Here is a 25,807-nt window from a genome sequence, read left to right as displayed (position 1 = left end):
CCTGGACGTTTCGCCGGCAGCACAGCCTTGGGCGACAGTCCCATCCCGGCCGAGACTCGGAACCACCGCCGCCGCGTTCCCTCCGCGACGGGCCTCTCGGCCTTCGCCCGCGCGCTCTGCTCCGCCGTCGTCGGGCGGATCCCCTGCCACCGCCGCCCTGACCGCCGCGCCGCGGATCGTTCCGGCTCCTCGCCTGCCGAAATCGCACCGCGATCAGCGTAAACCCGCTACAGTTGCCCGAAAACTTCCGCACAGGGGGCAACGATGGAGTTTCAGGAAGTAGTGCGGCGCAGGCGGATGGTGCGCAAATTCACCGGCGAACCCGTGTCCGAGGACAGCGTCCGCCGGATCATGCGCAACGCGCTGCGCGGACCGTCCGCCGGATTCTCCCAGGGCCAGGCCTTCCTGGTGCTCCAGGGCGACGACGTGCGGCGGTTCGCCGACACCCTCGAATCCTGGACGCTGGACGACGACACCAAGGCCGCGCCCGTGATCGTGATCCCGTTCTCGGTGAAGGACGTCTACCTCGACCGCTACGCCCAGCCGGACAAGGGCTGGACCGACCGCAGCGAGGACCACTGGCCGGTGCCGTTCTGGTACATCGACACCGGCATGGCCGTCCTGCTGATCCTGCAGACTGTGGTCGACGAAGGACTCGGTGCGGTGTATTTCGGCATCGGCACCGAGGATTTCGGCAAGCTGCGCGCCGAGTTCGGCATCCCCGACACCCACGAGCCGATCGGCGCGATCGCCATCGGCCACGACGCCGACGCCAAGATCTCCGCCGGAGCCTCCCCGGGCACCCGCCGCCGGAAGCCGGAAACCGAAACCGTCCACTACGGACAGTGGTAGCGCACTGACCCGATCTTCGCTCGCCGGCAGAGGTCGAGGACCACATGCGTCCACTTTGGACCTCGTTGGGCCGATCTCGCGCGGCGGTCTCCGGTTCGGCTGACCGCGCCGCACCGGAATCGGCGGGCCAACCGCGGTCGCCGGTCAGATCGGCTCGCTGAGGCGCGCCGTCGAGGTCGAACTCCCGGAACACCTCGGCGGCGCGATGCGGCCCGCGGGAACAGACCGTCGCCGGTGAGCGTGGCCTCTCCGCGTTCGCCGGGCGGCTTGGGATGCCGCGCTCGGCGTCAGGAACGGACAGGCCGCCAGCACGCCCGGCAGCTCGCCGGGCCGGGTGGACACATCCGTCTGTCCCGGCCGGCCGCGAAGTTGCCCGGGGAGAGGTTTCCCGGAGCCAGCCGAAGGGCCAGCGCACGGTCGCCGGATCGGCCGGGCGAACGTCGGCAAGCGCGGGTTCGCCGGAGGGCCCAGCCGGTACGTTGTCGATCGACGCGGCGAGAGCGCCGCCCGCGGGCACGAAGGCAGAGGGCCGGACACGTCCTCGACGCGGTGCGCGCGGCCCGCCGGAAGAATACCGAGCAGCAGCGGTGGTCGTTCCGGCGTGCGCGGAGCAGTCACCGCGACGGTTCCGCCGGGGGCGCACCTGAAGCAGCGAGATCCGCGCGATGCGGCGACGAGCCGTGCGCAGGTCACGTCGTCCGCCCGGGCACGGATCGCCACCGCGTCCTGCGCGAACAGGGCGTCGGACATCGCCGCGTTACGCGAATCCGGGAACAGACCGGAGCAGGCATCCGCACCTTCCTGCCCCCGGGGGCGCGATCCGGGAAATCCGGAAAACACGAAAATGTTTCGAGAGCGCCGGAAAGCCGCGAGAAGCGACATAATTCCCGTCACCAGTTCGGCGCTTCGCTTCACCTCGGGCACTGGGCGCGAAAAACCTGCCCTCGGCCGTTTTGGCCCGGAACGGTCCTGGTGCGAGCCTCCGGCGGAATCGGGTGCCAACCGGCGCACCCGCGGAAAAACAAACCGGAGCAGCGCCGTTTCGGCCGAACAGCGCAACCGCATCAGCCGTCTGCCGCACGAATCACCTGGATGGCATAAACCCGGGAGACAAGGCGGCAATTCCCTCGAAAGTGCCACCAATCCCGCAAAGCAGAACTTGCATATTCCAACCTGATGCGCAATGTCACCGAATTCAAGGACCAAAGAACCTTGACGAGCACCCCCGGGAGACCCCGGCAGCACAGGAAACCCCCTCCGCACAGCGACTTCGCGCCACTCGTTGCGCCACGGATTTCACCCCAGCGGAGCAGTTCGGCGTGCGCCGACCGGGGAATCCGGCCCCCGGAAGAAGGGAAATCCTGGTACCATCGCCCGTGCGGAGGAGCGGTTTGCGGTAAACGCACGAAGACGATCAGACTTCACCGGAACCCTTCGCCGGAGCGTCCCGGATCCGTCGACAGCTGCCACTGGCTGTTGAAAAATAAAGGGTATTCACGGTATAAGTCCTCTTTGTCAGATAAATTGCCTTTCGCGTGGTCTAGACCTCAATCTTCGGCCGTGCCGTATTTGTCAGCCGCGACGCGCATCGAACAGGTCACGAAATTGTCAACACCGACGTCCGTAGGTTACGTCGGCGTTACATCCACCGATCATTAGGAATATGGATCTCACCGAGCACCCGACCGCCCGCCCCGGTCCGGCACCCGACACCGAGGAAGCATTCGCTCAGGTGCTGGCCGCTGTCACCGGGCAGGAAAACGTGTCGGTCGACAGCAACTTCTTCGCCGATCTCGGGGCCAACTCGCTCGTGCTGGCCCAGTTCTGCGCGCGAGTGCGCAAGCGTGCCGATCTTCCCGCCGTCTCCATCAAGGACGTTTACCGGAATCCGACCATCGCCAGTCTCGTCTCCGCCTTGTCCGAGACGGAGGAGGTCCCCGCCGAAGCGCGGGCCCCGGCCCCCGCGGAGCCGCCGGAGCGGGCGAGCAGGCTCGAATACTTCGGTTGCGGAGTCCTGCAGCTGGCGGTCTTCCTGGCCTATTCCTGGCTCGTGGCCCAGGTGCTCGGCGTGGGAACGGACTGGATCGTGGCCGGGACCGGCCTGCTCGGGGGCTACCTGCGCGCGGTCGGGTTCGGCGCCATGGTGCTGGCCGTTCTGTGCACCCTGCCGATCGCGCTCAAATGGATCCTCGTCGGCCGCTGGAAGCCGAGGGAGATCCGCGTGTGGACCCTCGGGTACGTGCGGTTCTGGGTGGTCAAAACCCTCGTCCAGCGGAACCTGCTGGTCCCGCTGTTCGTCGGCTCCCCGCTCTACTCGCTTTACCTGCGCGCGCTGGGCGCGAAAATCGGCAAGGGCGTCACGATTTTCTCGCGGTTCGTCCCGGTGTGCGCCGATCTGCTCACCATCGGGGAAGGCACGGTGATCTGCAAGGACACCTACTTCACCACTTATCGCGCGCAGAACGGGCTCATCCGGACCGGGCCGGTCGCGATCGGCGCGCACGCCTACGTCGGCGAGATGTCCGTCATCGACATCGAGACCAGGATGGGCGAGAACGCCCAGCTCGGGCACGCCTCGTCCCTGCACGCCGGGCAGGCGGTCCCGGAAGGGCAGAGCTGGCACGGCGTGCCCGCCGTCCCCGCCGGCGTGCGGTACCGGCGGGTCGAGCCGCGGGCCTGCGGCAGCGTCCGGCGGGCGTTCTTCGCCGTGCGCCAGGCGCTGACCGCGGTCTTCGTCCTCGCCCCGCTGGTGCTCGGCCTGCTCGGCTTCATGGTGAACACGCTGCCGGACCTCAGCCCGGCGATGGGACTCGGCTCGGCCGTCATGGACTTCGCCTACCCGAAGTTCTACGGGAAGGCCCTCGTCGTCTCCTTCGTCCTGTACTTCGGCTTGCGGCTCATCGGTTTCCTGATCGTCACGTTCGTTCCGCGGCTGCTGAACCTGGCGCTCAAGCCGGGCGAGGTCTACCGCCTCTACACCTTCCGCTANTTCCGCTACACCGCGCACCGCGCCATCCGCGTGCTCACCAACCTGCGGTTCTTCAAAACGCTTTTCGGCGACAGCTGCGCGATCGTGCACTACCTGCGCGCGCTGGGCTGCCAGGTGTCCAGGAAAGAGCAGACCGGGTCCAACTTCGGGCTCGACGAGAAGTACGAGAACCCGTTTCTCTTCTCTTCCGGGGCGGGCACGATGGTCGCCGACGGGCTGTCGGTGGTCAACGCCGAGTACACCAGCACCTCGTTCCGGCTTTCCCGCGTGCACGTCGGGGCCCAGAACTTCCTCGGCAACCACGTCGTCTACCCGGCCGGGGCCAGGACCGGGGACAACTGCCTGCTCGCCACCAAGGTCCTGGTGCCGCTCGACGGCCCGGTGCGCGAGGACGTCGGCCTGCTCGGCTCCCCCAGCTTCGAGATCCCGCGCTCGGTGGAGCGCGACAGCCAGTTCGACCACCCGAAGACGCCGGAGGAGTTCCGGCGCAGGCTGGCCGCCAAAACGCGGCACAACGCCGGGGCCATGCTCCTCTACGCCTTGTCCCACTGGCTGTTCTTCTCCGGGCTGCTGCTGCTGACCTGGGCTTCGGACGTCTACTACGGCCTGATCGGCGCTCCGCTCTTCGCGCTCGACACGCTGGCTTTCCTGCTGTACGGCATGGTCTTTTTCATCGCCCTCGAACGGATCACCGTGGCCGTCCGGCCGATGCGCCCGCTGTCGTGCTCGATCTACGACCGACGGTTCTGGCGGCAGGAACGGTTCTGGAAAGCGGCCGCGGCGGGCGTGATCTTCCGCGCGCTCGACGGGACCCCGTTCAAGCGCCTGGTGTGGCGGCTGCTGGGCGTCAAGGTCGGCAGCCGCCTGTTCGACGACGGTGCGCTCATCATCGAAAAAACGCTGGTGCGCCTGGGAGACGACGTCACCCTGAACGCCGGGTCCGTCGTGCAATGCCATTCGCAGGAGGACGGCGGCTACAAGATGGACCGCATCTCCATCGGCAGCGGGTGCACAGTCGGCACCGGAGCGCTGGTGCATTACGGCGTCACGATGGGCGACGGCTCGACGCTCGCCCCTCATTCCTTCCTCATGAAGGGCACTGAGGTCCCGGACCACGCGGACTGGGGCGGGAACCCCGCGCACGAGATCCGGGCGGGCCGCCGTCAGCCGGCGGCGAAATCGTGACGGACCACCGACTATCACCGGAAGGACGACCCATGACAACGGGACTGGGAGCGGTTCGCGAGCATTGGCGCGAAGTACTCACCGCAGGCGGCCGCACCAGCGTCCCGCGCTGGACGCTGGACGCTGGCTCCGCGGTCGGCGACCACGAAACGCCGGTCCCCCGGGTGATCGCGACCGCACTGCGGCTGCTGGCCGAGCAGCTGCGCGTGCCGCTGAGCTCGGTGCTGCTCGCCGCGCACGCCAAGGTCCTCGCCGCGCTGTCGGGCGAGACCGAGGTGTGCGCCGGCTACGTCGCCGAGCCGGGCGGGACGCCGCTGCCCTGCCGGCTCAGCACCGGATCCGGCACCTGGCGCGAACTGATCGAGCACACCGCGGGGATCGACGCGCGGACTCTCGCTTTCCGGGACTTCCCGGTCGACGAACTGCGCGCCGAACTCGGCATCGTCGCGCCGCCGTTCGAAACGGTCTTCGACCCGACCGGCACCGACGGCGACCTCGCCGGGGACACCGTGCTGCGGCTGGACGTTTCGCCGGACCTGGAGACGCTCCGGCTGCGCTTCCGCACCGAGGTGCTGGATTCCGAAGCCGCCGAACGCGTCCTCGGCTACCACCTGAGCGCGCTCGCCCAGATCCGCGCCGACGTCACCGCACCGCACCGCGAAACGACCCTGCTGTCGGCCGCGGAGCTCAAGCTGCAACTGGAAGGACTCGCCGGGCCGCACGTCGAAGTGCCGGACCTGCGCTGCCACGAACTGTTCCAGCGCAACGTCGCCCGGCATCCGGACGCGATCGCCGCGGTGCACGGCGACCGGCAGTGGACCTACCGGGAGCTCAACGGGCGCGCCAACCGCCTGGCGAGGGCGCTGACGGCGCGCGGGCTGCGCCGCGAGGGCGTCGTCGCGGTGGTGACCGAACGCAATCTGGACTGGATGGCGGCCGTGCTCGCCGTGTTCAAGGCGGGCGGCGTCTACCTGCCGATCGAGCCGCGTTTCCCGACCGACCGCATCGCGGCCACGCTGCGCCGGGCCGGCTGCGAACTGGTGCTGACCGAACCGGGCAGCACGACCACGCTCCGGAAGGCGGTCGAATCGCTGCCCGGCGTGCGCACCCTGTTCGTGGACGCCGCGTACGAGGAGGACCGTTCCGAAGACGACCTCGACGTCGCCGTCGACTCCGGCCAGCTCGCCTACATCTACTTCACCTCGGGCTCCACCGGCGAGCCGAAAGGCGCGATGTGCGAGCACGCCGGAATGGTCAACCATCTCCACGCCAAGATCAACGACCTCGGCATCACCGAGGAGTCCGTGGTGGCGCAGGTCGCGCCGCAATGCTTCGACATCTCTTTGTGGCAGCTGGTTTCCGCGCTGCTGGTCGGCGGGAGGACGCTGCTGATCGAACAGGACGTGATCCTGGACGCCGACCGCTTCCTCGACCGGCTCGGCAGCGGCGGGGTTTCGGTGCTGCAGGTCGTGCCCTCCTACCTCGAGGTCGTGCTGTCCGCGGTGGCCAAGAACCCGGTCGCGCTGCCGGACCTGCGCTGCGTGTCCGTGACCGGCGAGGCGCTCAAGACCGAACTGGCGCAGCGCTGGTTCGCCACGATGCCGGACATCAAGCTGGTCAACGCCTACGGCCTCACCGAAACCTCGGACGACACCAACCACGAGGTGATGGACCGCGCGCCGACGCGGGAGCGGGTGCCGCTCGGGCCGCCGGTGCAGAACGTGCGCGTGTACGTCGTCGACGAGCGGCTCGACCCGGTCCCGCTCGGCGCGCCCGGCGAGATCGTGTTCTCCGGGGTGTGCGTGGGCCGCGGCTACGTCAACGACCCGGAGCGCACCGCGCGGGCGTTCACCGCCGACCCGCACCGCCCGGACACCCGGCTCTACCGCAGCGGCGACCACGGCCGCTGGCTGCCCGAGGGCAAGCTGGAATTCCTCGGCAGGCGCGATTCGCAGGTCAAGATCCGCGGTTTCCGGATCGAGATCGGCGAAATCGAGAACACGCTGCTGCAGGTGCCCGAGGTGCGCGACGGCGCGGTGGTCGTGGCAGGCCGCGGCGGGCAGGGCACGCGGCTGGTCGCGTTCTACTCCAGCCGGGACCAGCTCGATCACGAGCTGATGCGCGAGCACCTCGGCGCCGCGCTGCCGGAGTACATGCTGCCCTCGGCGTTCCACTGGCGAGAGCAGTTGCCGTTGACCGCCAACGGGAAAATCGACCGGAAGAACCTCGCCGCGCTGGCCGTCGGACTCGACGCCGCGGAAGCGGACTACGACGAACCGGTCACCGGCACCGAAGAACGGCTCGCCGGGGCCTGGGCGGAGGTGCTCGGCATCCGGGCGGCCCAGATCGGCCGCCGGGACCACTTCTTCGACCGGGGCGGCACGTCGCTGTCCGCGGTGAAGCTGGCGATCGCGCTCGACCGCGCGGTCTCGATCAAGGACGTCGCCAAGCACCCCGTGCTCGCCGACCTGGCCGCGCTGATCGACAGCCGGTCTGCTGCCTCCGGAAACTCCTGAACCTCCCGAACCGCGGAAATCGAAGGGATTCCACGATGTCGTTGTCCAAATTCCTGCCGAAGACTTCCCCGCCCGAGCCGGATTTCCGGCCCGGACTGCCCGCGGTGCTGCGGGCCGAGGCAGGCGGCGACCCGGCCGGCTGGGCGAGCACGCACCGGGAGACCGTGCGAAGACTCGTCGCCGAATACGGCGCGGTGCTCGTCCGCGGTCTCGGGCTGGCCGAACAGACCGCGGTCGCGGCCGTGTTCGGGCGGCTGAGCGACCTGCTGATGACCGAGCGGGAGGCCTTCGCGCCGCGCGCCGCCTACCCCGGCGGGGTGCGCTCCTCGACGGAATGGCCGCCGAACCAGCCGATGTGCATGCACCACGAACTCAGCTACACCCTGGAATTCCCGGGACTGATGCTCTTCGCCTGCGTGCGCCCGCCGTCCTCGGGCGGGGTCACCGGGCTCAGCGATTCCACCGCCGTGCTGGCCTCGCTGCCCGCCGGCCTGCGCGCGCGGTTCGCACGCGAGGGCTGGCTGCTCACCCGCAGCTTCAACGACGAGATCGGGGCCTCGGTCGCCGAGGCGTTCGGCACCGAGAACCGCTCCGCGATCGAGGATTACTGCCGCGCCAACCGGATCGAGTTCGAATGGCAGCCCGGCGGCGGCCTGCGCACCCGGCAGCGCCGCGACGCGATCGTCGGGCATCCGGTCACCGGCAGGCCCTGCTGGTTCAACCAGATCGCCTTCCTCAACGAGTGGACGATGGCCCCCGAGGTGCGCGAGTACCTGGTCGACATCTACGGGGCCGAGGGCCTTCCGTTCACCACGCGCTTCGGCAACGGCGATCCGATCGGCGAGGACGTCGTGCACCTGCTCAACGAGGCGTACGAGGAACACACTGTTCGCGAACCGTGGCAGGCGGGAGACCTGCTGCTGGTCGACAACGTCCGCACCGCGCACAGCCGGGACGCCTACGAGGGCCCGCGCGAGGTGCTCGTCGGGCTGGCCGACCCGGTGCGGCTTTCCGACTGCTCGCTCGCTTCCGAGGGGAAAATCCAGTGACGACCCACTCTTTCACCGCCGAATCCGCTTCGGCGGACCCGGTCGCCGTGCCGCCGTTCGCGGTGATCTCCGGCGCTCAGGTCCAGCAGGCGCTGGCCGGGCGCGAACGCGAGGTCGTCGACCTCGTCGAGACCGCCTACCGGGTGCACGGCTCCGGCGATTCGGTCAACCCGCCCTCCTATTTCCTGCGCTTCCCCGATCGTCCCGCCGACCGGATCATCGCCCTGCCCGCCTCCCTCGGCGGGAAGACCGAAGTCGCGGGCCTGAAGTGGATCTCCAGCTTCCCCGGCAACGTCGCCGCCGGGATCCCGAGGGCGTCGGCGGTGCTGATCCTGAACGATCTCGCGACCGGGTATCCCTTCGCCTGCCTGGAAAGCTCCATCATCAGCGCGACCAGGACGGCCGCCTCCGCCGCGCTCGCCGCGGACTGGCTCAGCCGGACCCGGCAGCGGCCCCGGCGCGTCGGATTCTTCGGCGTCGGCCTGATCGCCCGCTACCTCCACACCTTCCTCGCCGGGACCGGCTGGGAGTTCGACGAGATCAACGTGCACGACCTGCACCCGGACAGCGCCGCGGGATTCCGCGGCTACCTGGAGCAGTCCGGCTTCACCGGCGAGATCAGCGTCCACGAGACCGCCGAGGGCCTGATCCGCGACAGCGAGCTGGTGGTCTTCGCGACCATCGCCGGCGAACCGCACGTGCACGATCCCTCGTGGTTCTCGCACCATCCGCTGGTCCTGCACGTGTCCCTGCGCGACCTGGCCCCGGAAGTCCTGCTGGCGTCGGCGAACATCGTCGACGACGTCGAGCACTGCCTCAAGGCCAACACGTCGCCGCATCTGGTGCAGCAGCGCACCGGCAGCCGGGATTTCCTGCTCGGCACCCTCGACGACGTGCTGTCCGGCCGGGTCAGCCCGCCCGCCGACCAGCCGCTGATCTTCTCCCCGTTCGGGCTCGGCGTCCTCGACCTCGCGGTCGGAGCCTTCGTCCACGAGAGAGTGTCCGACGCCGGCGGACTGCACGTCATCGAGGACTTCTTCCACGAACTGCGCCGGTATGGCTGAGCGCCGTCCGCCACTGAGCTTTGCCTGACGAGGAGAAAACTGTGCCAGTCATCACCGTTCCCGAAGCTTTCAACGAGGAGGCGCTCTACGTCGACCTCCGCTGGAGTTTCGGCTACTCGCTCTACCTCAAGTGCGAGGGGTTCAACTTCGCCGGTTCCATCAAGCTGAAAGCCGCGACCGAAATGGTCGACGCGGCCGAACGCGACGGGCTGCTGCGGCCGGGTTCGATCATCGTCGAGTCGTCCTCGGGCAATCTGGGCGTCGCGCTGAGCATGATCGCGGCCAGCCGGGGATACCGGTTCCTGTGCGTCACCGATTCCCGCTGCAACCTGGCGACGCGCCGGGCGATCGAAGCGCTCGGCAACGAGGTGCACATCATCACCGAGCCCAGTCCGGAGAGCGGTTTCCTCGGCGCGCGCATCGACCACGTGCGCATGCTGTGCGCCTCCGACGAGCGCTACGTATGGCTCAACCAGTACACCAACCCGGACAACTGGGGAGCGCATTTCCACCGCACCGGGCCGGAAATCGCCGCCGCGTTCCCGAATCTCGACGTGCTGTTCGTCGGCGCGGGCACCACGGGCACCCTGATGGGCTGCGCGCGGTTCTTCCGCCAATGGCACCGGCCGGTGCGGATCGTCGCGATCGACAGCGCCGGCTCGGTGACCTTCGGCGGCCCGGCGGGCAGGCGGATGCTGCCCGGGCTGGGCACCAGCGTGCGCCCGGCGATCCTCGACGAGTCCTATGTGGACGACGTGGTCCTCGTCGAGGAACCGGATTCGGTCCGGGCGTGCCACCGGCTGGCGCGCAACGGATTCCTGTTCGGCGGCTCGACCGGGACGGTGGTCAGCGGGGCCACCGGCTGGCTGTCCGAACACGACGCGCATCATCTGACCGCGGTGGCCGTCGCCCCTGACCTCGGCGAGCGCTACCTCGACACGATCTACCAGACCAACTGGCTGCAGGGCATCTACGGAGAGGACGTGCTCTCGCCGCGGACCCGGCAGTCCGTCTGAGCCGCGGGAGCCGGGTCGCCGTCGGTGAAGGGCTCCTCGCGGGAATCCGATTCCCGCGAGGAGCCCTTCACCGACCTGAAGCCAGGCCGGCTCAGACCTTCTTCCGCCATTCGTCCCAGCTGAAGCGCCAGTCGGTCCAGCCGTCGCCCGGTTTGAGGTCCGCGCCGGTGTCGGTCACGACCACGACGTCCCCGCGATGGGAGTTCTCGTAGAACCACCTCGCGTTCTCGACGCTGACGTTGAGGCAGCCGTGCGAGGTGTTGGTGCGCCCCTGCTGCCGGACCGACCACGGCGCCGAATGCAGGAACTGGCCGGAGTTGGTGAGCCGCAGCGCGTACTTGACCGTGGTGCGGTAGCCGCCCGGCGAGTCGGTGGGCACGCCGTACGTGCTGGAGTCCATCGTGTACGGCGACTGCACGGTCATGATCAGCATCGTTCCGGAAACACTGCGCGCCGACGGCTTGCCGAGGCTGACCGGGGACGTCAGGACGAGCTCGCCGTCCTGGTAGGTCCGCATCTGCTTTTCCTTGTCGGACACCTTCGAGATGATCGACGGGCCGGTCTTGAAGCCGATCTTGCGGTCGGCCTTGCCGAACACCCCGTTGCCGAGCGCGCGGCCGGCGATCTTGATGTCGAGGGTGACCGTGGAGTACGCGGGCCAGTATTCCTTGGTGCGGTAGTGCACCTCGTCGTCGCCGAACCAGCGCCACGCCCCGGTGGCGGGCTTGTCGGAGGTGACGGTGAGCATCTTCTCGGCCGCGGCCTTGTCCGCGACCGGCGCGGAGAACTTGATCGTGATCGGCATGCCGACGCCCGTGGTCTCGCCGTCGAGCGGGATCACCGACGGGTACGCCTGCGCCTTCGCGGTCGCGGTGGTGAAGGTGCTCGTGCGGGTCACCGGGTTGCCGTCCGCGCCGACGGAGCGAGCGGTGAGCGTGTACTTCGTGCGGTATTCCAGGGGCTTGCTGCTGTTCCAGCGCTGCTTCGCGGCATCTGTCTCGCCGGGAACCGAGGTGCCGTCCGCGGCGGCGAGGGTGACTTCGCTGAGCGTGGACCCGCTGGCCACCGCAGTGACGGGTTCACCGGGCGCGACGTCGTTCGAGCCGTCCTTCGGCCCGAGGTCGAGGGTCGCGGGCACCGGCGCGGCGCTGGTCTTCTGGTCGTTTCCGGCGGCGGGACCGGGGTCCGGTGCGGACGTGCACGCCGCCGTCAGCGCCAGCCCGGCGAGGATCCCCGCGATGATCTGCGTTTTTCTCCCCAGCACCTGATCTGCCCCCGTTCGCGCTTACTACCGGACATAGTAGTCATACCGGTCAGGGGCGGAGCAGGGCGGGAGTCGCTGTCCAGGTGGTGGTTGTCCGGGCGAAGGGGATTCCGCCGCGGCGGTCACGAACGCAGCCGCAGCCCGCGCCGCAGCGCCTCCCGCTCCGGCTCGGACGCCGACCGCGCGAAATGCAGCAGCACGCCTTCGGGGTCGCCCGCGTCGGCGAGCAGGTTCCGCATAGCGCGTGCCGCCGCTTCCTCTCGCGACGACACCGGCGTGTAGCAGTAGGCGCGGCTGCGTTTCTCGCGTTCCACCCAGCCCTTGCTGTGCAGATGATCGAGCACGGTGAGCACCGTCGTGTAGGCCAGGTCCCGGTTCAGCGCCTCCAGCACTTCGCGGACCGTGCGCGGGTCGCCCGCCCGCCACAGGACGTCCATCGCCGCCGATTCCAGCTCGCCCAGTCCCTGCACGCCCCGCATCCTAGGGCTCGCCTGTCCGGTGTCAGTACGCGGTGAGCCCGCCGTCGACGACCAGTTCGGTTCCGGTGACGAACGAGGATTCGTCGCTGGCCAGGAACAGCATCGCGTGCGCGACCTCGGCCGGGCTGCCCGCGCGGCGCATCGGCGTGCGGACGATGTCGGGCTGCTGGTCGCCTTGCTCGTCGAGCAGGTCCTGGATCATCGGCGTGGCGATGACGCCCGGATGCACCGAATTGACCCGGACGCCGCGCGTCGCGTACTCGACCGCGGCGGTCTTGGTCAGCAACCGCACCGCCCCTTTGGACGCTTGGTAAGCGGCCGCCGCGCCGCTGCCGACCAGGCCCAGCACCGAGGAGGTGTTGACCACCGATCCGTTGCCGGAAGCGCGCAGCAGCGGCATCGCGGTCTTCATCCCGAGCCAGGTCCCGGTCTGGTTGACCGCGATCACCCGGTCCCAAGCGTCCGGGGCGGTCTCCTCGATGCCCGGCCAGTCCACGATCCCCGCGACGTTGACCAGAACGTCGAGGCGGCCGAACCGCCGCCGGGTCCGTTCGACGGTTTCGCGCCAGTTTTCCGGCGAGGACACGTCCAGCCGATCGGCCAGCACGTCGGTCTCCAGCCGCGCCGCGAGCTTCTCCACGGCTTCGGAGCCGACATCGGTGACGACCAGGCTGGCTCCCTCGCGGGCGAACAGTTCCGCGGTGGCTTGCCCGATCCCGCCGGTCGCTCCGGTGAGCAACACGACCTTGCCGCTGAGCCGCATGGGATATTCCTTTCGTCGGAGGGAAATCAAGCCGCGGTGTAGCCGCCGTCGGCAGCGACGACCGCACCGGTGACGAACGCGGACCGCGGCGACGCCAGAAAGCCGATCACCTCGGCGATTTCTTCAGGCTGCGCGACCCTGCCGAGCGGATGGGCGTCGCCGAAGGACCGCAGATACGCCCGGCTGTCGGCGCGGAAAGTGTCGAGCAGATCTGTCTCGATCACGCCCGGAGCGACCACATTCGCGCGAATTCCGTGGGGAGCGCCTTCCAGCGCGAGCACCTTCGTCAATTGCGCCAGCGCTCCTTTCGACGCGCTGTACGCCGCCGCCTCGGCCAGCCCCACCGTGCTGGCGAACGACCCGACAGTGACGATCGCTCCCCCGCCGTTGTCGCGCATCACCCGAAATGCCTCGCGCGCATGCAGAAACGCTCCGCGGGCATTGACGGACATCACCTCGTCCCAGTCCGCCGCAGTCGTCTCGGTGACCGGCTTGTTCACCGAACGACCAGCATTGGCCACCAGGATGTCGAGCCCGCCGAACCGCTCAAGCGCCGCGGCCGCCGACCGCACCGCGACATCCTCTTCGGACACATCGCCGACCAGCACCGCCACGCCGTCGTGGGCCAGCTGTTCGACCTCGGGCCGGATGTCGGTGGCCAGCACTCGTGCCCCGCGGGCGTGCAGCCAAGCGACCGTCGCCGCACCGACCCCGCGCGCGGCACCCGTGACCAGGGCGACCTTTCCCGCCAATTCTCTCGTCATGCCGACCAGTCTCGGCTGCGGCGAGTCTCGCTGACAGGACGTGCCACACCCACCCAGCCGCCGCCTACCCTGGTCTGCATGGGCAGTACGGAACTGGGCGACTTCCTGCGAGCACGCCGCGCACAACGCTCCCCGGAGGACGCCGGCGTGCGCTATTCCGGCCGACGCAAGGTCGCGGGCCTGCGCCGCGAGGAAGTCGCGGTGCTCGCCGGGGTGAACGTCGACTACTACGCGCGCTTGGAACAGGGCCGGGAAACCCGCCCGTCACCACAGGTGCTCGACGCCCTCAGCCGCGCACTGGACTTGGACCCCGACGCCCGCGAACACCTGTACCGCCTCGCCGGCGCCACCCCGCCCGACCTGCTTTCCCCCGCTCCCCAGACCGTGAGCCCCGAACTGCGGCAGCTGATGGACAGCTACCCGCACGCGCCCGCGTTCGTGCTCAACCGCGTCCTGGACATCCTTGCCGCGAACACCCTCGCCGACGCCCTGTTCTCCCCCTTCGGCACGGCCGGCAACCTGGCCCGCATGACCTTCCTCGACCCGGCGGGACGGCAGTTCTACGCCCGCTGGGACTGGACAGCCCAGGCCACCGTGGCGAACCTGCGCGCCGCGGCGGGAGATCCGGCCCTGCCGCGCTTGGCAGCGGAACTCAGCGAGGGCAGCGAGCAGTTCCGGACGCTGTGGGAAACCCATCAGGTGCGGGGGAAAACCCGCGAGCCCAAGCAGCTCGTGCATCCGGCGGTCGGGCCGCTGACGCTGACCTATCAGGCATTCGACGTGCGCGGTGCGCCTGGGCAGCAGTTGATCGTCTATCAGGCTGAGCCCGGCAGTCCCAGTGCAGATGCGCTGTCGTTGCTGCGGAGCGTTCCGTTGCGGGTGTCTGCCACCGGGGCTCAACGAGCACGTCCAGATGCGGGCGGAAAGCCGTGAACCAAATCTGGTGACCGCGTGAGTCCACGTGCGTGAATTCGGCGGCGAATACCTCGAACCGGCGGGCTTTCCGGAACGCGCGGGCGATTCTCGCCTGGTTTGCGACCTCGGCAAGCACTCTTCGGTACGTCGGGCAGAATCGTCCGGTCCGCGGGAACGCGCTCGACGAGTTCTCGCACGTCCGCCGCCAGACGAGCAGTTAGTCAGGTGCACCGGTCGTCCGGCGCGTTCGCCGAGGTACGCGCCGATCCGGGCGACCAGGCTTGCCTCCAGCCGCCGCGCAATGCGGCCACTCGCACTGCGTTGGGAGCCACCGGCTCGGCAGCGCGGGCCGTCCAGCAGCGCGGGTACGTTTTTTGGTCTGCCGCCAGAGCGACCGCAATCTGACGAGCCCGACGAGGGTCAGCGCACCGACGACCGTGCGCCACAAATCACGTCGGCGGCTGCTCAACGCGCCGCGCTGCCACGGGATTCTTCGCGGTGCTCCATCGAACAACCGCCGATCGCACGCAGCCGAGCACAACGACGGCGGCGAACAGGCTTCGCCGCGTTCCCTCTCCCTGGTCCAAGCGTGTTGCCGACTCTACTCGCCGAACGCACCGACCAGACAGTCCTCGAACCGCGACGGCGGCCGTGCGCTCGAAAGCCTCGCGCGGCAAGGCATGCGGGGCGGACAGGCCCGCCGTCCCACACAGCACGCGCGGCACCCAAGCACAGGCGTCACGCACTCGAACCTCCGCCCAAGCACCTTCAACCGCCCAACACGCCGAGAACGGCCAGCGCTCTCCGGCCTCGCGGCAAGGCGTGCGGCGCGAACCGGCCTGTGTTCCCACAAAGCAGGCCCGCCCGCTCCGCACGCCGGCCGCCGGGGCGCGCGTTCGGTGCCCGAGCGCACTTTCGCGCGCGTGCACCGGCGGCCTCCGGCCGGGTCGCGTCGCCCGGGGGAAAGCGGCGCGAGCCCGGCCGGGGCCTCGGCGGGTTACTTCGTGACGAGCTTCTGGCCGACCAGGATCAGGTTGGCGTCGGGGATGTGCTTCGCGTTCAGCTGCTGCAGGTGCTGCCATCCGCCGTCGACGTTCAGGTTCTTCGCGATGCCGGACAGGGTGTCGCCGGCGGCCACGGTGTAGCTGCCGCCCGGGTTCGAGGACGGCGCGGCGTGCTTCGGCGCGGACTTGACCTTGGCCTGGGCCTTGACCTCGACCTTCGGCTTCGCGGCCACGGCCTCGACCTCGGCGGAGCCGCCGGAGGTGTCGCCGCCGAAGTCGGCGTAGCTCGCCGGTCCGGAGCCGCCGCGGCACTGCCACGGGGCCGAACCCTGCTTCGCGTAGATCCGGTCCGCGACGATCTGCTGCTGCGCTGGCGTGGCCTTGTCGGCCGTCGGGGCGAACTGGCCGCCGCCGTTCGCGAGCCAGGTCTTCGTGACGATCTGGAACAGGCCGGCGGGGCGACCGGCGCGCTGGCCCGCCGCGGTGTTGTTGACCGCGGCCGGGTTGCCGCTGCTCTCGCACTTGACGATGCCGGCCTGCCCGGGGAAGGCGTTGGCCGTGCCCGCCCCGGCGAGGCCGATGCCGCCGAGGGTGGCGCCCGCGAGAGCCGCGGTCGCGCCGGTGCGCTGGAGAGCTGTCTTCGTCTTGCTGGGTTTGCTGTGCCGTCCCACGGTAGGTGGGCTCCTTCGCTGTCACACCGCACCACCGTCCTCGCGCCTGAACCAGGCAGCGAGCCGCGACGGCACGCGGCGGCTTCGGGTCGCTGATCCTCGGGGTAGATCGCAGGTCACCGCAAAAGCTCGAGAAGATTACGAAACGGAAACAGCAGGTGTACAGAGGCAGTGGGATCGGACACAGATCGCCTCGGCGCGTAGCAGTCGGGCGACGGTGCGTCATACGCAGAGTGCGCCACTTGGTAAATGAATCACAGCTCAACAGCAAGGATTCCCCGACACACCCCCGCAAAATCAAGTCCTTTTCGTCATAGTTGGCAAGTTTCCCACCGTAGATAATGTTAGCGATACGTATGCACTATGACTATTGCGGTCGAGATAAACACAGGTCCGCGGATCTCGTTCACTCCGCACTACGACACCCGGACCCGGCCGCGCACGCCCCGCCGGACCAGGCCCGCTCCCCCGGGCGCGCCCGCGACCGGCACCCGCCGCCGGTGGCCTGGACCAGCTGGCCGCCGGTCCGGATCACCGCCATGGTCTGGACCATCATCGCCGCCCTCCCGTCGAGCCCTGCCGCCGAAACCGCAGTCGGCCGCCCTTCCCCAGCGGAAACAGCACCCGCAACCGGATCCGGACGGCGAAAAAGTCAGAAACACGCCAGAAACCTCGGTATTTCCCGCAGCCGACATATCCCGGAACCCGCCCGCGACCGTCCGGAAAGGCATCCCACCATGCGGTCCGCCGGCCCGATTCACCCGCCGGAAACGGACCGTGAATATTCACGGTCCGTTTCGCACCGTCGCGAACACCGTCGCACATTCAGTCGTTCAGCCCAGTACGGCGAACTCCGCGAAATCGCCGCGTTCACTCTCCCGGCGCATGGGATTGCCGCATCTCGGCCGTTTCTTTTCTTTCCGGAGCCGGACGCGATCCGGTGCCGTACGGCGCGCCGGTCGGCCGGAACCGGCTGCGCTACGCTGTGCCCCGCGGTATTCCAGTGAGGTCGACCGGGGAGGGCTGCGCCCAGCGCCGCCCTCCCCCGCCTCCGCTCGCGACAAACCGTTTCCCCCGTCGCCGGCCGTTTTTCCGGCGGTCCGCGAATCCCTGCGAAAAGGAGGAGAAGTGCATGACGGACGCGCGGTGCGACGCCGGCGAAACGCATCCCCGGGCCGAAACCGAAGCATTCTGTCCGGGGCACGGCAACGCAATACCGCGAGAACGACCGCTCCGTTTACCGGCGAAACGCGCCCGGCGGCTCTCCCCGCGCACTGAGCGGGAACAGTTCGCCCCGAACGCCCTTTTCACGGGGAAGACCGCCGCGCACCGGGGCGGGCTCCCGGCGGCCGGATCCGGCCGCGCCACCACCACTGTCAGGGGAGAACAGGCCAGATGACCATCCTCGACCATCCCGCGCCGCTCACCGGCCCCGCCGTCCACTGCGATCTGCCCGGTCCGCGCTCGGCCGAGTACCTCGCCCGGCAGGACCGCCGGGAACCGAACGCCCGCGGCGGTCCCCGGCGGCTGCCGATCGCGATCACCGAGGGCTCGGGAAGTTTCGTGCGCGACGCCGACGGCAACGTCTTCATCGACTTCCTCGCCGGGGCGGGCGTGCTCTCCCTCGGGCACAACCATCCCGAACTGGTCGCGGCCATGACCGCGCAGCTGAGCAAGCTGACCCACGCGCTCGACTTCGCGACCCCGGTCAAGGACGAGTTCTCCGAGGCCCAGCTCACGATGCTGCCCGAGGCGCTGCGCCCGAGAATGAAACTGCACTTCTGCGGACCCGCCGGGACCAACGCCGTCGAAGCCGCGCTGAAGCTGTGCAAAACCGCGACCGGACGCGGCGGCGTCGTGTCGTTCCAGGGCCGGTTCCACGGCAGCGCGCACGCCGCGCTCGGCCTGACCGGGCTCGCCGGACGGCGACCGAGCGCGAACGCCTTGCCCGGCACGCACTACCCGCCGTACTCCTCCTGCCCCCGCTGCCCGGCCGGCCACGCTCCGGACACCTGCGCGGCGACCTGCCCGGACCTGCTCGAACGCTCGCTGCACGACCCCGACGGCGGCCTCCCGCTGCCCGCCGCGGTGGTGCTCGAGCTGGTGCAGGGCGAGGGCGGCGTGGTCCCGGCGCGGGCGGATTTCGTGCACCGGGTGCGCGAGCTGACCCGCGAGCTGGGCATCCCGCTGATCGTCGACGAACTGCGGACCGGCTGGGGCCGGACCGGGACCTGGTTCGCCTTCGAGCGCTACGGCATCGAACCCGACGTGATCGTCGCGTCCAAGGCGCTCAGCGGAATCGGCTCGCCGGTCTCGCTGATCATCTACGACGAGCGCCTCGACAACTGGGCTCCCCGCACGCACGCCGGCGCGTTCCGCGGCAATCAGCTCGCCTTCGCCGCGGGCGCGCGGGCGATCGAGGTCGTCAATCGCGACAGCGTGCTGGACAACGTCGTCGAGCGCGGATACCAGTTCGAGGAACTGCTTTCCCCGCTGGCCAGCCATCCGTGGGTGACGGACGTGCGCGGCGCCGGGCTGATGTGGGGCATCGAACTGGCCGACCCGCGCACCGGAGCGCCCGCCTCGGAACTCGCGCTGGCCGTCCAGAACCACGCGTTGCGCCGCGGGCTCATCGTCGAATTGGGCGGACGCGGCGACAGCGTGGTCCGGCTGCTGCCGCCGCTCAACGTCACCGCGGACGTCGTGCGCACGGCCGCCGGAATCCTGCTGGCCGCGCTCGATTCGGCTACCCGGGAAGCGCGCTGACCCCTCGGGCGGCTTGGTCGTCCTCGGCACCGGCATCACCTCGGCCGCCGACGACACCGGTCCGGACAAGCAGGCGAATCCGATCGGCACCGGGGTCACCGTGCCGATCGACCTCGGCGACACCGTCCTCGGGCAACCGAGGCTGCCTGGCCACCAGGACGAAGTCGCTCGCCGGACCGCTCCAGAAAGCCTTGCCGCCCAAGGCAAGCAGCGCGTCTAAGCCAGCCGCCAAGGAAGTGGGCGCCACGCCTGTCCCGAGCAAGGCCCGCCGGCACTCAGGCCGAGCGATCCCTCGCGCGGCAACCGGGCGAAGGCCGAACTGGCGGTACCGGTCCAGATCGCCGGTTCGAACCAGCACCAGACCTACCGGAACAACCACGACATCAAACCAGCGGCGCGGGCGCCCCACGCGGTCGACGCGCGCTGGGCAGTCCCAGTGCAGTTCCCGGGGTCCCGAACGCGCAGGGCGACAACGTCACGCACGGCCAGCCCGGCGGCACCGTCGCCACGACCGGCCAGTACAACCAGACGCCGGCCGGCGCGGTCGGGCAGGTCCACGGGTCGAGCCCGGAGCTGCTCGGACAGGCCACGTCCGTCGTGCCGGAGAACGTCACGCAGGTGGCGGACGGGGACACCCCGGCACAGCTCGACCTGCCGCTGAGCCCGTCGGCGTTGCCTGCCAACGGGATCCCGACCCTGCCGAGGTGAGCCCCGCCTACCCGGTCACAAGCTGAACCACTGCGACGACACCAGCACCAGCCCCAGCGAGCACACCGCGACCACCACCAGCCCGAGCGCGGCCACCGCCAACGGCCGCAACCCGCTGCGGGCCATCTGACGGAGGTCGAAGTTCAGGCCGACCCCGGCGAAGCACAGCAGGAACGCCCATTTCGAGAGATTCCCGAGGTTGGCGACCTCCGCCTTGGTGAACACGTGCGCGGTCGCCAGCGCGGAGACCGCGATGAAGCCCAGCACGAACTTCGGGAAGGTGCGCCACACAAAGCCCGCGCGGCCCTTCACCCCGCTCGCGACCGCCTTGCCGCCGCGCGTGGACCAGTACGCCGCATAACCGAGGACGACCAGCCCGATCAACGCGTTCCGCGTGTTTTTCACCGCGACCGCGACGTCCTGTGCGTGCGGGGAGTACGCCGCACCGGTCGCGGTCGTCTCGGCGGTGTTGTCCACCGCGAGTCCCGCCCAGAGGCCGAATTCGGTGTCGGTCAGGTTCAGCGCGTGCCCGATCGCCGGGAAGGTGAACAACGCGACCGCGCCCAGTGCGAGGATCGCGGCGATGGCGTAGCCGGTGTCCTCGTCGTCGGCGTCGATGGAACCGCGGCCGGCGATGATGGCCGACACGCCGCAGATCGAGGTGCCGATCGCCAGCAGCGACGACAGTTTGCCGCCCAGGCCGAAAGCCTTGCCCACCACCAGGATCACGGTGGTCGCCACCGCCATGTCGACCAGGATCAGGCCCAGGCTGAACCCGCCGAGCTTGGCGAGGTCGCCCAGCACGAACCGGGCGCCGAGCAGGACGATGCCGGTCTTCAGCCAGAACTCGTAGGTCCCGGCCCCGGGGCGGAACAGCGCCGGGACGCCGATCGTGTTGCGGATGAGCAGTCCGAGGACGATCGCCCACAGCACGTATTCGATGTCCGGCAGCGCGGTCCCGGTCGCGTGGCCGAGGCTGCGGATCCCGTTCTGCGCCAGCGTTCCCGCGATGCCCACCGCCGCGAGCAGCAGAAGCCCCGGCAGGTATCGCACGACAGCGGGCACCGCGCGGCGGCCCTCCAGCGCGGCGGTCATTTGACGAGGAACGGGATCGCCGGCAGCACGCCGAACGCGGCCAATGCCACCAGAACGGCCGCGACCAGCACCGCGGCCCAGTCGGCACTGATCCGCGCGGAGCCTCGCGGTTTCGCATCTGAACTCATGACCGCAGGACTGTAGGCGGACCGGCCGCGCTGGTCCTCGACGTCCACCAGCTGGGAACACTCCATTGTGGACATCGGCGGAACAACACCGCGCGGACGCCCACATCCTGAGCAGCAGTGCGGCGCACCCCGGATCCGGGCTACCTCTGGCACAACCGAATCGAGGGGGCAGTGCCCGCATGAGTTCATCGAAAACCTTGCACCTCGCGGTCGAACTCGACAGCGACGGAGAGCGAACCAGCCCGCGCGCGCTGGCGGACGTCGTCGCCGACGCCGAGCGCGCCGGGTACACGTTCGCCACCTTCGACGACGCACCCGTCCCGCCCGCCGGCGGATTCCGGGTCGACGCCACCGTCCGCGCCGCCTATTCCGCCACCCGGACCTCCCGCATCGGCTTGGCCCCGACGTCGCACGTGCTGACCGCCGAACCGTTCCACCTGGCCGCCCAGCTGGCGAGCCTCGACCACGCCACGCACGGCCGCGCCGCCTGGATCGTCGGCGCCGCCGCCACTCCCGAGGCGCTCGCGACGGTCGGCCGCGCGGAGCCGGACGATCTCCGCCACGAGGTGGCCGACGTGGTCGAGGCGGTCCGGCGGCTGTGGGACTCGTGGGAGGACGACGCGGTCGTCAAAGACCTCGCGACCGGCCGTTACCTGGACCCGGACAAGGTCCACCACGTGGACTTCACCGGGGAGACCTTCTCCGTCAAAGGACCGTTGATCACGCCGCGGCCGCCGCAGGGCAGCCTCGTCGTGCTGGCCGCGGAGGAGTTCGCCGACGACGTCCGGCCGGACATCGTGCTCACCGACGACCTCCAGCGGTCTCGCCCGGCCGAGGCTCCCCTGCTGTTCGGCGAGCTGGAAGTCCGCTTCGATTCCGCCGCCCCGGCACCGAAGGGCCGCGCCCGCTACACCGGCTCCCCCGCCGGTCTGGTCACGGTGCTGGAACAGCTCGGCTTAGACGGCGTGCGCCTGCACCCCGGCGCGGCGGACCTGCCGCTGCTGAGCCGGGAAGTGCTCCCGGAGCTGCGCCGGCGAGGCCTGCACGCTCCGCCGGAACCGGGCGCGACCCTGCGCACGACGCTGGGCCTCCCGCGCCCCGAGAACCGCTTCGCCGGGTCGTCGAAGGGAATCGCATGACCGCGCAGCTGCACCTCGGGGTCTTCTACCCCGGCGTCGGACCGCAGTTCCGGTGGGACGACCCGTCGAACGCGGCGCACACCGAGATCGAGACCTACGTGTCGGTGGCGCGCACGATGGAACGCGGGCTCTTCGACGCGTTCTTCCTCGGCGAGGGCCTGCGGGTCCGGGAGAACCGCGGCCGCGTGCACGCCCTCGACGTCGCCGGCCGTCCGGACGCGATCACCCAGCTGAGCGCGCTCGCCGGGGCCACCACGAAAATCGGCCTGGTCGCGACGCAGAACACCACCTACAACTACCCCGCCGACCTGGCCCGCCGCCTGGCCTCGCTCGACTATCTCTCCGGCGGGCGGGCCGGATGGAACATCGTCACCACCGACAACGCCTGGACCGGGGCCAACTTCCGGCACGGCGGCTGGCTGGCGCACGAGCGTCGCTACGAACGCGCGACCCAGTTCGTCGAAGCCGTGAAAGCGTTGTGGACCGGCCCCGTCGAGGCGGACACCGACCTGGTGCGGCTGCGCGCCGAACCGACGCTGCCGCCGGCCCGTCCGGTCTTGTTCCAGGCCGGCGATTCCCCCGGCGGCCGGGAACTCGCCGCGCAACACGCCGACGTGGTCTTCTCCGCGAACACCGCCTACGACAAGGCCGCCGCCTACGCGAGCGACCTGCGGGCCCGGCTGGCCCGCCACGGCAGGTCCGCCGACGCGGTCCGCATTCTGCCGGGCGCGTCAGTGGTACTCGGGGACACGCCGGCCGACGCCGCTGAGCGCGCCGAGGAAATCCGCCGCCGCCAGATCAACCCGCAGCGCGCCGTCGCGTTCCTCGAACAGTATTGGGGCCAGGACCTGTCGGCCTACGACCCGTACGGCCCGCTGCCGGACATCGAACCGGCCGAAGGGGAACTGGACCCCTCGCGGGGGACGATTTCGATCGAGCACCGCACCGGGAAACTCGAGCGCATCCGGCAGTGGCGCGATCTCGCCGAGGCGAAGAACCTGTCGATCCACGAACTGGTGCTGGAGGTCGAACCGCGGCACCACTCGTTCGTCGGGACGCCGGGACAGGTCGCCGACGAATGGGCCCGGTATGCCGCCGACCGGGTGGTCGACGGGTTCAACCTCAGCCCGCACCTTGTTCCCGGCTCGATCGACGAGGTGGCCGACCGGCTCGTGCCGGAACTGCAGGAACGCGGGGTGTACCGCACCACCTACACCGGGTCGACGCTGCGCGAACATCTGGAGCTGCCGTGAAGTTCCTGCTCATCACCCTCATCACGCACACCCCCGACCCGGTCACCGGCGAACTCGCCGCCCCCGGCGCACGGCTGCGGGAGGTCGTCGAAAACGCCGGACTCGCCGAGGAACTGGGCTTCGACGGCTACGGCGTCGGCGAACGGCACGAGCGGCCGTTCCTGTCGTCCTCCCCGCCGGTGGTGCTCAGCCACATCGCCGCCCGCACGCGCCGGATCCGGCTGTTCACCGCGGTCACGACGCTCAGCCTGCTCGACCCGGTGCGCGCGTTCGAGGACTACTCGATGCTGGACAACCTTTCCGGCGGCAGGCTCGAACTCATCATCGGCAAGGGCAACGGCTCCGCCCAGCGCGAGCTGTTCGATGTCGCCCCCGAGGACCAGTGGGACCGCAACGCCGAGGGCTACGAGCTGTTCCGCAAGCTGTGGCAGGCGGATCGGGTCACCTGGTCCGGCCGGTTCCGCCCGCCGCTCACCGCGGCGGAGGTGTGGCCGCGTCCGCTGCAGCAGCCGATCCGGATCTGGCACGGCAGCGCCACCAGCCGCGAATCCGTCGAACTGGCCGCGAAACACGGGGATCCGCTGTTCTCCGCGAACGTCACCAACCCGATCGAACCGTACGCCGAGCTGATCCGGCACTACCGCCGGCGCTGGGCCTTCCACGGCCGCGACCCGGCCGACGCCGTGGTCGGCGCGGGCACGGCCGGATTCCACCTGGCCGGCCGTTCGCAGGACGCCCTCGACGCGTACCGGCCGATCTTCGAGGCCCGGCTGGCGCTCCAGCGCAAGCTCGGCCAGGAACCGGTTTTCCCGACCTTGGCGGATTTCGTCGAGCGCAGCTCCGCGTTGATCGGCAGTCCTGCCCAGGTCACCGAGAAAGTGTTGCGCTACCACGAACAGTTCGGCCACTGCGTGACGCATCTGTCCGCCGACCGCGACGGCCGGACACCGCGGGAACACCGTGCCGCGCTGGAGCTGTTCCAGGCCGAGGTCGCGCCGGCGTTGCGCCGGGCGATCCCAGGACCGCCGTGGCCGTCCATCGGCGCCTCGTGAGTGGCGACCCCTTCGCCGCGCAGGTCCGGCGGAACCGGCGCAGCGGCGGCCCGGATATCCAGTGACACCGCTTCCGCCGCCGCGCAAGATCGAGAGACGTGACCGACCTCGCCGCCTTGCCCGGCCGTCTGGCCGACCCACAGTTTCGCGAACTCCGGGCTGGCCGTCGTCGGCTCGCCGATCAGCTCGCCCAGTCGCGGGTCGTGCCGGCGGCCCCGGCGAGGTAGCGCAGGCAGGAGACATTCTGCCGCGCCTCCAGCGGCCAGTCCGCGTACAGCGCGCGGACATTTTCGTCGAGGAAGTTCAGTGTGATGAAATTCGGCCGTTCCCCGTCCGGCGCGGCGAAATCGAGGTGGGCGGCGAACAGTTTGCGGAACAGCGAATTCCACGCCAGGATGTCGCAGCGGAAATTCGGCACCGCGACCGCCGCGTCGCCGAGGGTGTTCACCAGCATGCGGGTTTGCGGGGTCACCACGTCGGTCGTGGCCGGGCGCGCTGGCAGGGCGGGAGCGGTCGAGCAGGTGCGCTTCCTCGGCCGCGCTCAGGTCCAGCGCGCGGGCGATCGCGGACAGGACTTCCGGCGACGCGTGCGCGGTCTGCGCTTGTTCGAGCCGGGCGCGGTAGGTCGAGCTGACTCCGGCGAGCGCGGCGACCTCCCGCCGGAATCCGGGCACTCGCCGGGAACCGCGGCTGACCAGGCCGATTTCGGCGGGTTGGAGGCGTTCGCGCATCCGTCGCAGATAGCTTCCGAGGCCGGTGTTCGCCGGCTCTGGCACGGTTCCGTCCAAGATCGCCCGCGACCGCGACGTCAAGCGTGTTGCGGCGGGAAGCCGTGTCGTCGCGCGAGCAGGACGACTGCCAGGACCGGTGCCATCAACGCCAGCACAGCCCAGGGGAACGAACTGCTGCCGGCCGCGTCGAGCAGCACTCCGCCGACAACGCCGCCAGCGGCCATCGCGGCGTTCCACAGCGTCACGAGCATCGCTTGGACGGTGTCCGCGGACTCGCCGCCCGCCTCCCCGGCCGCGGTTTGCAGCAGCGTCGGCACCCCTCCCCAGCCGAGCCCCCACAGCACGGCAGCCGCGTAAACCAGCGCGGGTCCGGTCGCGAGCAGGGCTGCGGCGACGGCGACCAG

Annotated in this window: 20 protein-coding genes and 2 pseudogenes; 12 read left to right on the top strand and 10 right to left on the bottom strand. The window is 69.9% G+C overall.

What is annotated here, in order from left to right; genetic code table 11:
• Positions 1 to 264 precede the first annotated feature (264 nt).
• The 6 genes from A4R44_RS18155 (at position 265) to sbnA (ending at position 10,671) form a co-directional block, all read left to right on the top strand.
• The gene (locus A4R44_RS18155; protein ID WP_067581639.1) at positions 265 to 852 is read left to right on the top strand and encodes a nitroreductase family protein; all 588 of its coding nucleotides are present in this window, start codon (positions 265 to 267) and stop codon (positions 850 to 852) included.
• A gap of 1,663 nt (positions 853 to 2,515) precedes the next feature.
• Positions 2,516 to 5,026: a Pls/PosA family non-ribosomal peptide synthetase gene (locus tag A4R44_RS18150; protein ID WP_067581636.1), complete on the top strand. Its 2,511-nt coding sequence runs from the start codon at positions 2,516 to 2,518 to the stop codon at positions 5,024 to 5,026.
• 32 nt (positions 5,027 to 5,058) lie between these two features.
• A complete protein-coding gene (locus A4R44_RS18145; RefSeq protein ID WP_067581633.1) occupies positions 5,059 to 7,542 on the top strand; it encodes an amino acid adenylation domain-containing protein in 2,484 nt (827 codons plus the stop codon).
• 35 nt (positions 7,543 to 7,577) lie between these two features.
• Entirely contained in the window at positions 7,578 to 8,591 is a 1,014-nt protein-coding gene (locus tag A4R44_RS18140; RefSeq protein WP_067581631.1) for a TauD/TfdA family dioxygenase, read from the top strand.
• Positions 8,588 to 9,655, top strand: coding sequence for a 2,3-diaminopropionate biosynthesis protein SbnB (gene sbnB, locus A4R44_RS18135; RefSeq protein ID WP_067581628.1), 1,068 nt, complete (start codon positions 8,588 to 8,590; stop codon positions 9,653 to 9,655). The genes A4R44_RS18140 and sbnB overlap by 4 nt, the downstream gene beginning before the upstream one ends.
• Positions 9,656 to 9,696: 41 nt before the next feature.
• On the top strand, positions 9,697 to 10,671 hold the full coding sequence (sbnA, locus tag A4R44_RS18130) for a 2,3-diaminopropionate biosynthesis protein SbnA (protein WP_067581625.1): 975 nt from the start codon (positions 9,697 to 9,699) through the stop codon (positions 10,669 to 10,671).
• A 91-nt stretch (positions 10,672 to 10,762) separates the two neighbouring features.
• Here sbnA and A4R44_RS18125 read toward each other — a convergent pair whose 3' ends face one another.
• The 4 genes from A4R44_RS18125 to A4R44_RS18110 all read right to left on the bottom strand — a co-directional run bounded on the left by A4R44_RS18125 (position 10,763) and on the right by A4R44_RS18110 (position 13,941).
• Positions 10,763 to 11,935: an Ig-like domain-containing protein gene (locus A4R44_RS18125; protein WP_095213422.1), complete on the bottom strand. Its 1,173-nt coding sequence runs from the start codon at positions 11,933 to 11,935 to the stop codon at positions 10,763 to 10,765.
• Positions 11,936 to 12,057: 122 nt separating this feature from the next.
• Positions 12,058 to 12,405 carry a BlaI/MecI/CopY family transcriptional regulator gene (locus A4R44_RS18120; protein WP_067582313.1) on the bottom strand — a complete coding sequence of 116 codons (348 nt, stop codon included), beginning with the start codon at positions 12,403 to 12,405 and terminating at the stop codon, positions 12,058 to 12,060.
• A 31-nt stretch (positions 12,406 to 12,436) separates the two neighbouring features.
• The gene (locus tag A4R44_RS18115) at positions 12,437 to 13,177 is read right to left on the bottom strand and encodes an SDR family NAD(P)-dependent oxidoreductase (RefSeq protein ID WP_067581622.1); all 741 of its coding nucleotides are present in this window, start codon (positions 13,175 to 13,177) and stop codon (positions 12,437 to 12,439) included.
• Between the two features lie 26 nt (positions 13,178 to 13,203).
• Positions 13,204 to 13,941, bottom strand: a complete 738-nt coding sequence (locus A4R44_RS18110) for an SDR family NAD(P)-dependent oxidoreductase (RefSeq protein ID WP_067581619.1) — start codon at positions 13,939 to 13,941, stop codon at positions 13,204 to 13,206.
• A gap of 78 nt (positions 13,942 to 14,019) precedes the next feature.
• Between A4R44_RS18110 and A4R44_RS18105 the strand changes: the two genes are divergently transcribed.
• Complete coding sequence (locus tag A4R44_RS18105) at positions 14,020 to 14,874, top strand: helix-turn-helix transcriptional regulator (RefSeq protein WP_067581616.1); 855 nt, start codon at positions 14,020 to 14,022, stop codon at positions 14,872 to 14,874.
• A 979-nt stretch (positions 14,875 to 15,853) separates the two neighbouring features.
• Here the strand turns inward: A4R44_RS18105 and A4R44_RS18100 are convergent.
• Positions 15,854 to 16,531 (bottom strand): LysM peptidoglycan-binding domain-containing protein, encoded by a 678-nt coding sequence (locus tag A4R44_RS18100; protein WP_067581613.1) that lies wholly within the window; start codon positions 16,529 to 16,531, stop codon positions 15,854 to 15,856.
• A 1,395-nt stretch (positions 16,532 to 17,926) separates the two neighbouring features.
• Here A4R44_RS18100 and A4R44_RS18095 point away from each other — a divergent pair.
• Positions 17,927 to 19,297 carry an aminotransferase class III-fold pyridoxal phosphate-dependent enzyme gene (locus tag A4R44_RS18095; RefSeq protein ID WP_067581610.1) on the top strand — a complete coding sequence of 457 codons (1,371 nt, stop codon included), beginning with the start codon at positions 17,927 to 17,929 and terminating at the stop codon, positions 19,295 to 19,297.
• Between the two features lie 13 nt (positions 19,298 to 19,310).
• Positions 19,311 to 19,517 carry a hypothetical protein gene (locus A4R44_RS18090; RefSeq protein ID WP_067581607.1) on the top strand — a complete coding sequence of 69 codons (207 nt, stop codon included), beginning with the start codon at positions 19,311 to 19,313 and terminating at the stop codon, positions 19,515 to 19,517.
• A 503-nt stretch (positions 19,518 to 20,020) separates the two neighbouring features.
• On the opposite strand, the gene A4R44_RS18085 is transcribed toward A4R44_RS18090, so the two are convergent.
• Complete coding sequence (locus A4R44_RS18085; protein WP_095213421.1) at positions 20,021 to 21,100, bottom strand: YeiH family protein; 1,080 nt, start codon at positions 21,098 to 21,100, stop codon at positions 20,021 to 20,023.
• On the bottom strand, positions 21,097 to 21,303 hold the full coding sequence (locus A4R44_RS45815; RefSeq protein WP_157904912.1) for a hypothetical protein: 207 nt from the start codon (positions 21,301 to 21,303) through the stop codon (positions 21,097 to 21,099). The genes A4R44_RS18085 and A4R44_RS45815 overlap by 4 nt, the downstream gene beginning before the upstream one ends.
• 104 nt (positions 21,304 to 21,407) lie before the next feature.
• Between A4R44_RS45815 and A4R44_RS18080 the strand changes: the two genes are divergently transcribed.
• From A4R44_RS18080 to A4R44_RS18070, 3 genes are read left to right on the top strand one after another with little or no spacing between them, the layout of a single operon-like run.
• On the top strand, positions 21,408 to 22,367 hold the full coding sequence (locus A4R44_RS18080; protein WP_067581600.1) for an LLM class flavin-dependent oxidoreductase: 960 nt from the start codon (positions 21,408 to 21,410) through the stop codon (positions 22,365 to 22,367).
• Positions 22,364 to 23,620: an LLM class flavin-dependent oxidoreductase gene (locus A4R44_RS18075; protein ID WP_067581597.1), complete on the top strand. Its 1,257-nt coding sequence runs from the start codon at positions 22,364 to 22,366 to the stop codon at positions 23,618 to 23,620. The genes A4R44_RS18080 and A4R44_RS18075 overlap by 4 nt, the downstream gene beginning before the upstream one ends.
• Positions 23,617 to 24,672 (top strand): LLM class flavin-dependent oxidoreductase, encoded by a 1,056-nt coding sequence (locus tag A4R44_RS18070; RefSeq protein WP_067581594.1) that lies wholly within the window; start codon positions 23,617 to 23,619, stop codon positions 24,670 to 24,672. Before A4R44_RS18075 ends, A4R44_RS18070 begins: the two co-directional genes overlap by 4 nt.
• 181 nt (positions 24,673 to 24,853) lie before the next feature.
• Here the strand turns inward: A4R44_RS18070 and A4R44_RS48010 are convergent, their stop codons facing one another.
• From A4R44_RS48010 to A4R44_RS50430, 3 genes and pseudogenes are all read right to left on the bottom strand, one after another.
• A complete protein-coding gene (locus A4R44_RS48010) occupies positions 24,854 to 25,144 on the bottom strand; it encodes a hypothetical protein (RefSeq protein WP_157904911.1) in 291 nt (96 codons plus the stop codon).
• Positions 25,145 to 25,202: 58 nt separating this feature from the next.
• A pseudogene (locus tag A4R44_RS52420) lies at positions 25,203 to 25,448 on the bottom strand (transcriptional regulator); the annotation flags it as partial.
• Positions 25,449 to 25,480: 32 nt separating this feature from the next.
• Positions 25,481 to 25,807: pseudogene (locus tag A4R44_RS50430) on the bottom strand (MFS transporter); the annotation flags it as partial.

Source organism: Amycolatopsis sp. M39 (genome assembly GCF_001651785.1).
GTDB lineage: Bacteria > Actinomycetota > Actinomycetes > Mycobacteriales > Pseudonocardiaceae > Amycolatopsis > Amycolatopsis rubida.
This window is presented reverse-complemented; position numbering and strand designations above follow the sequence as displayed.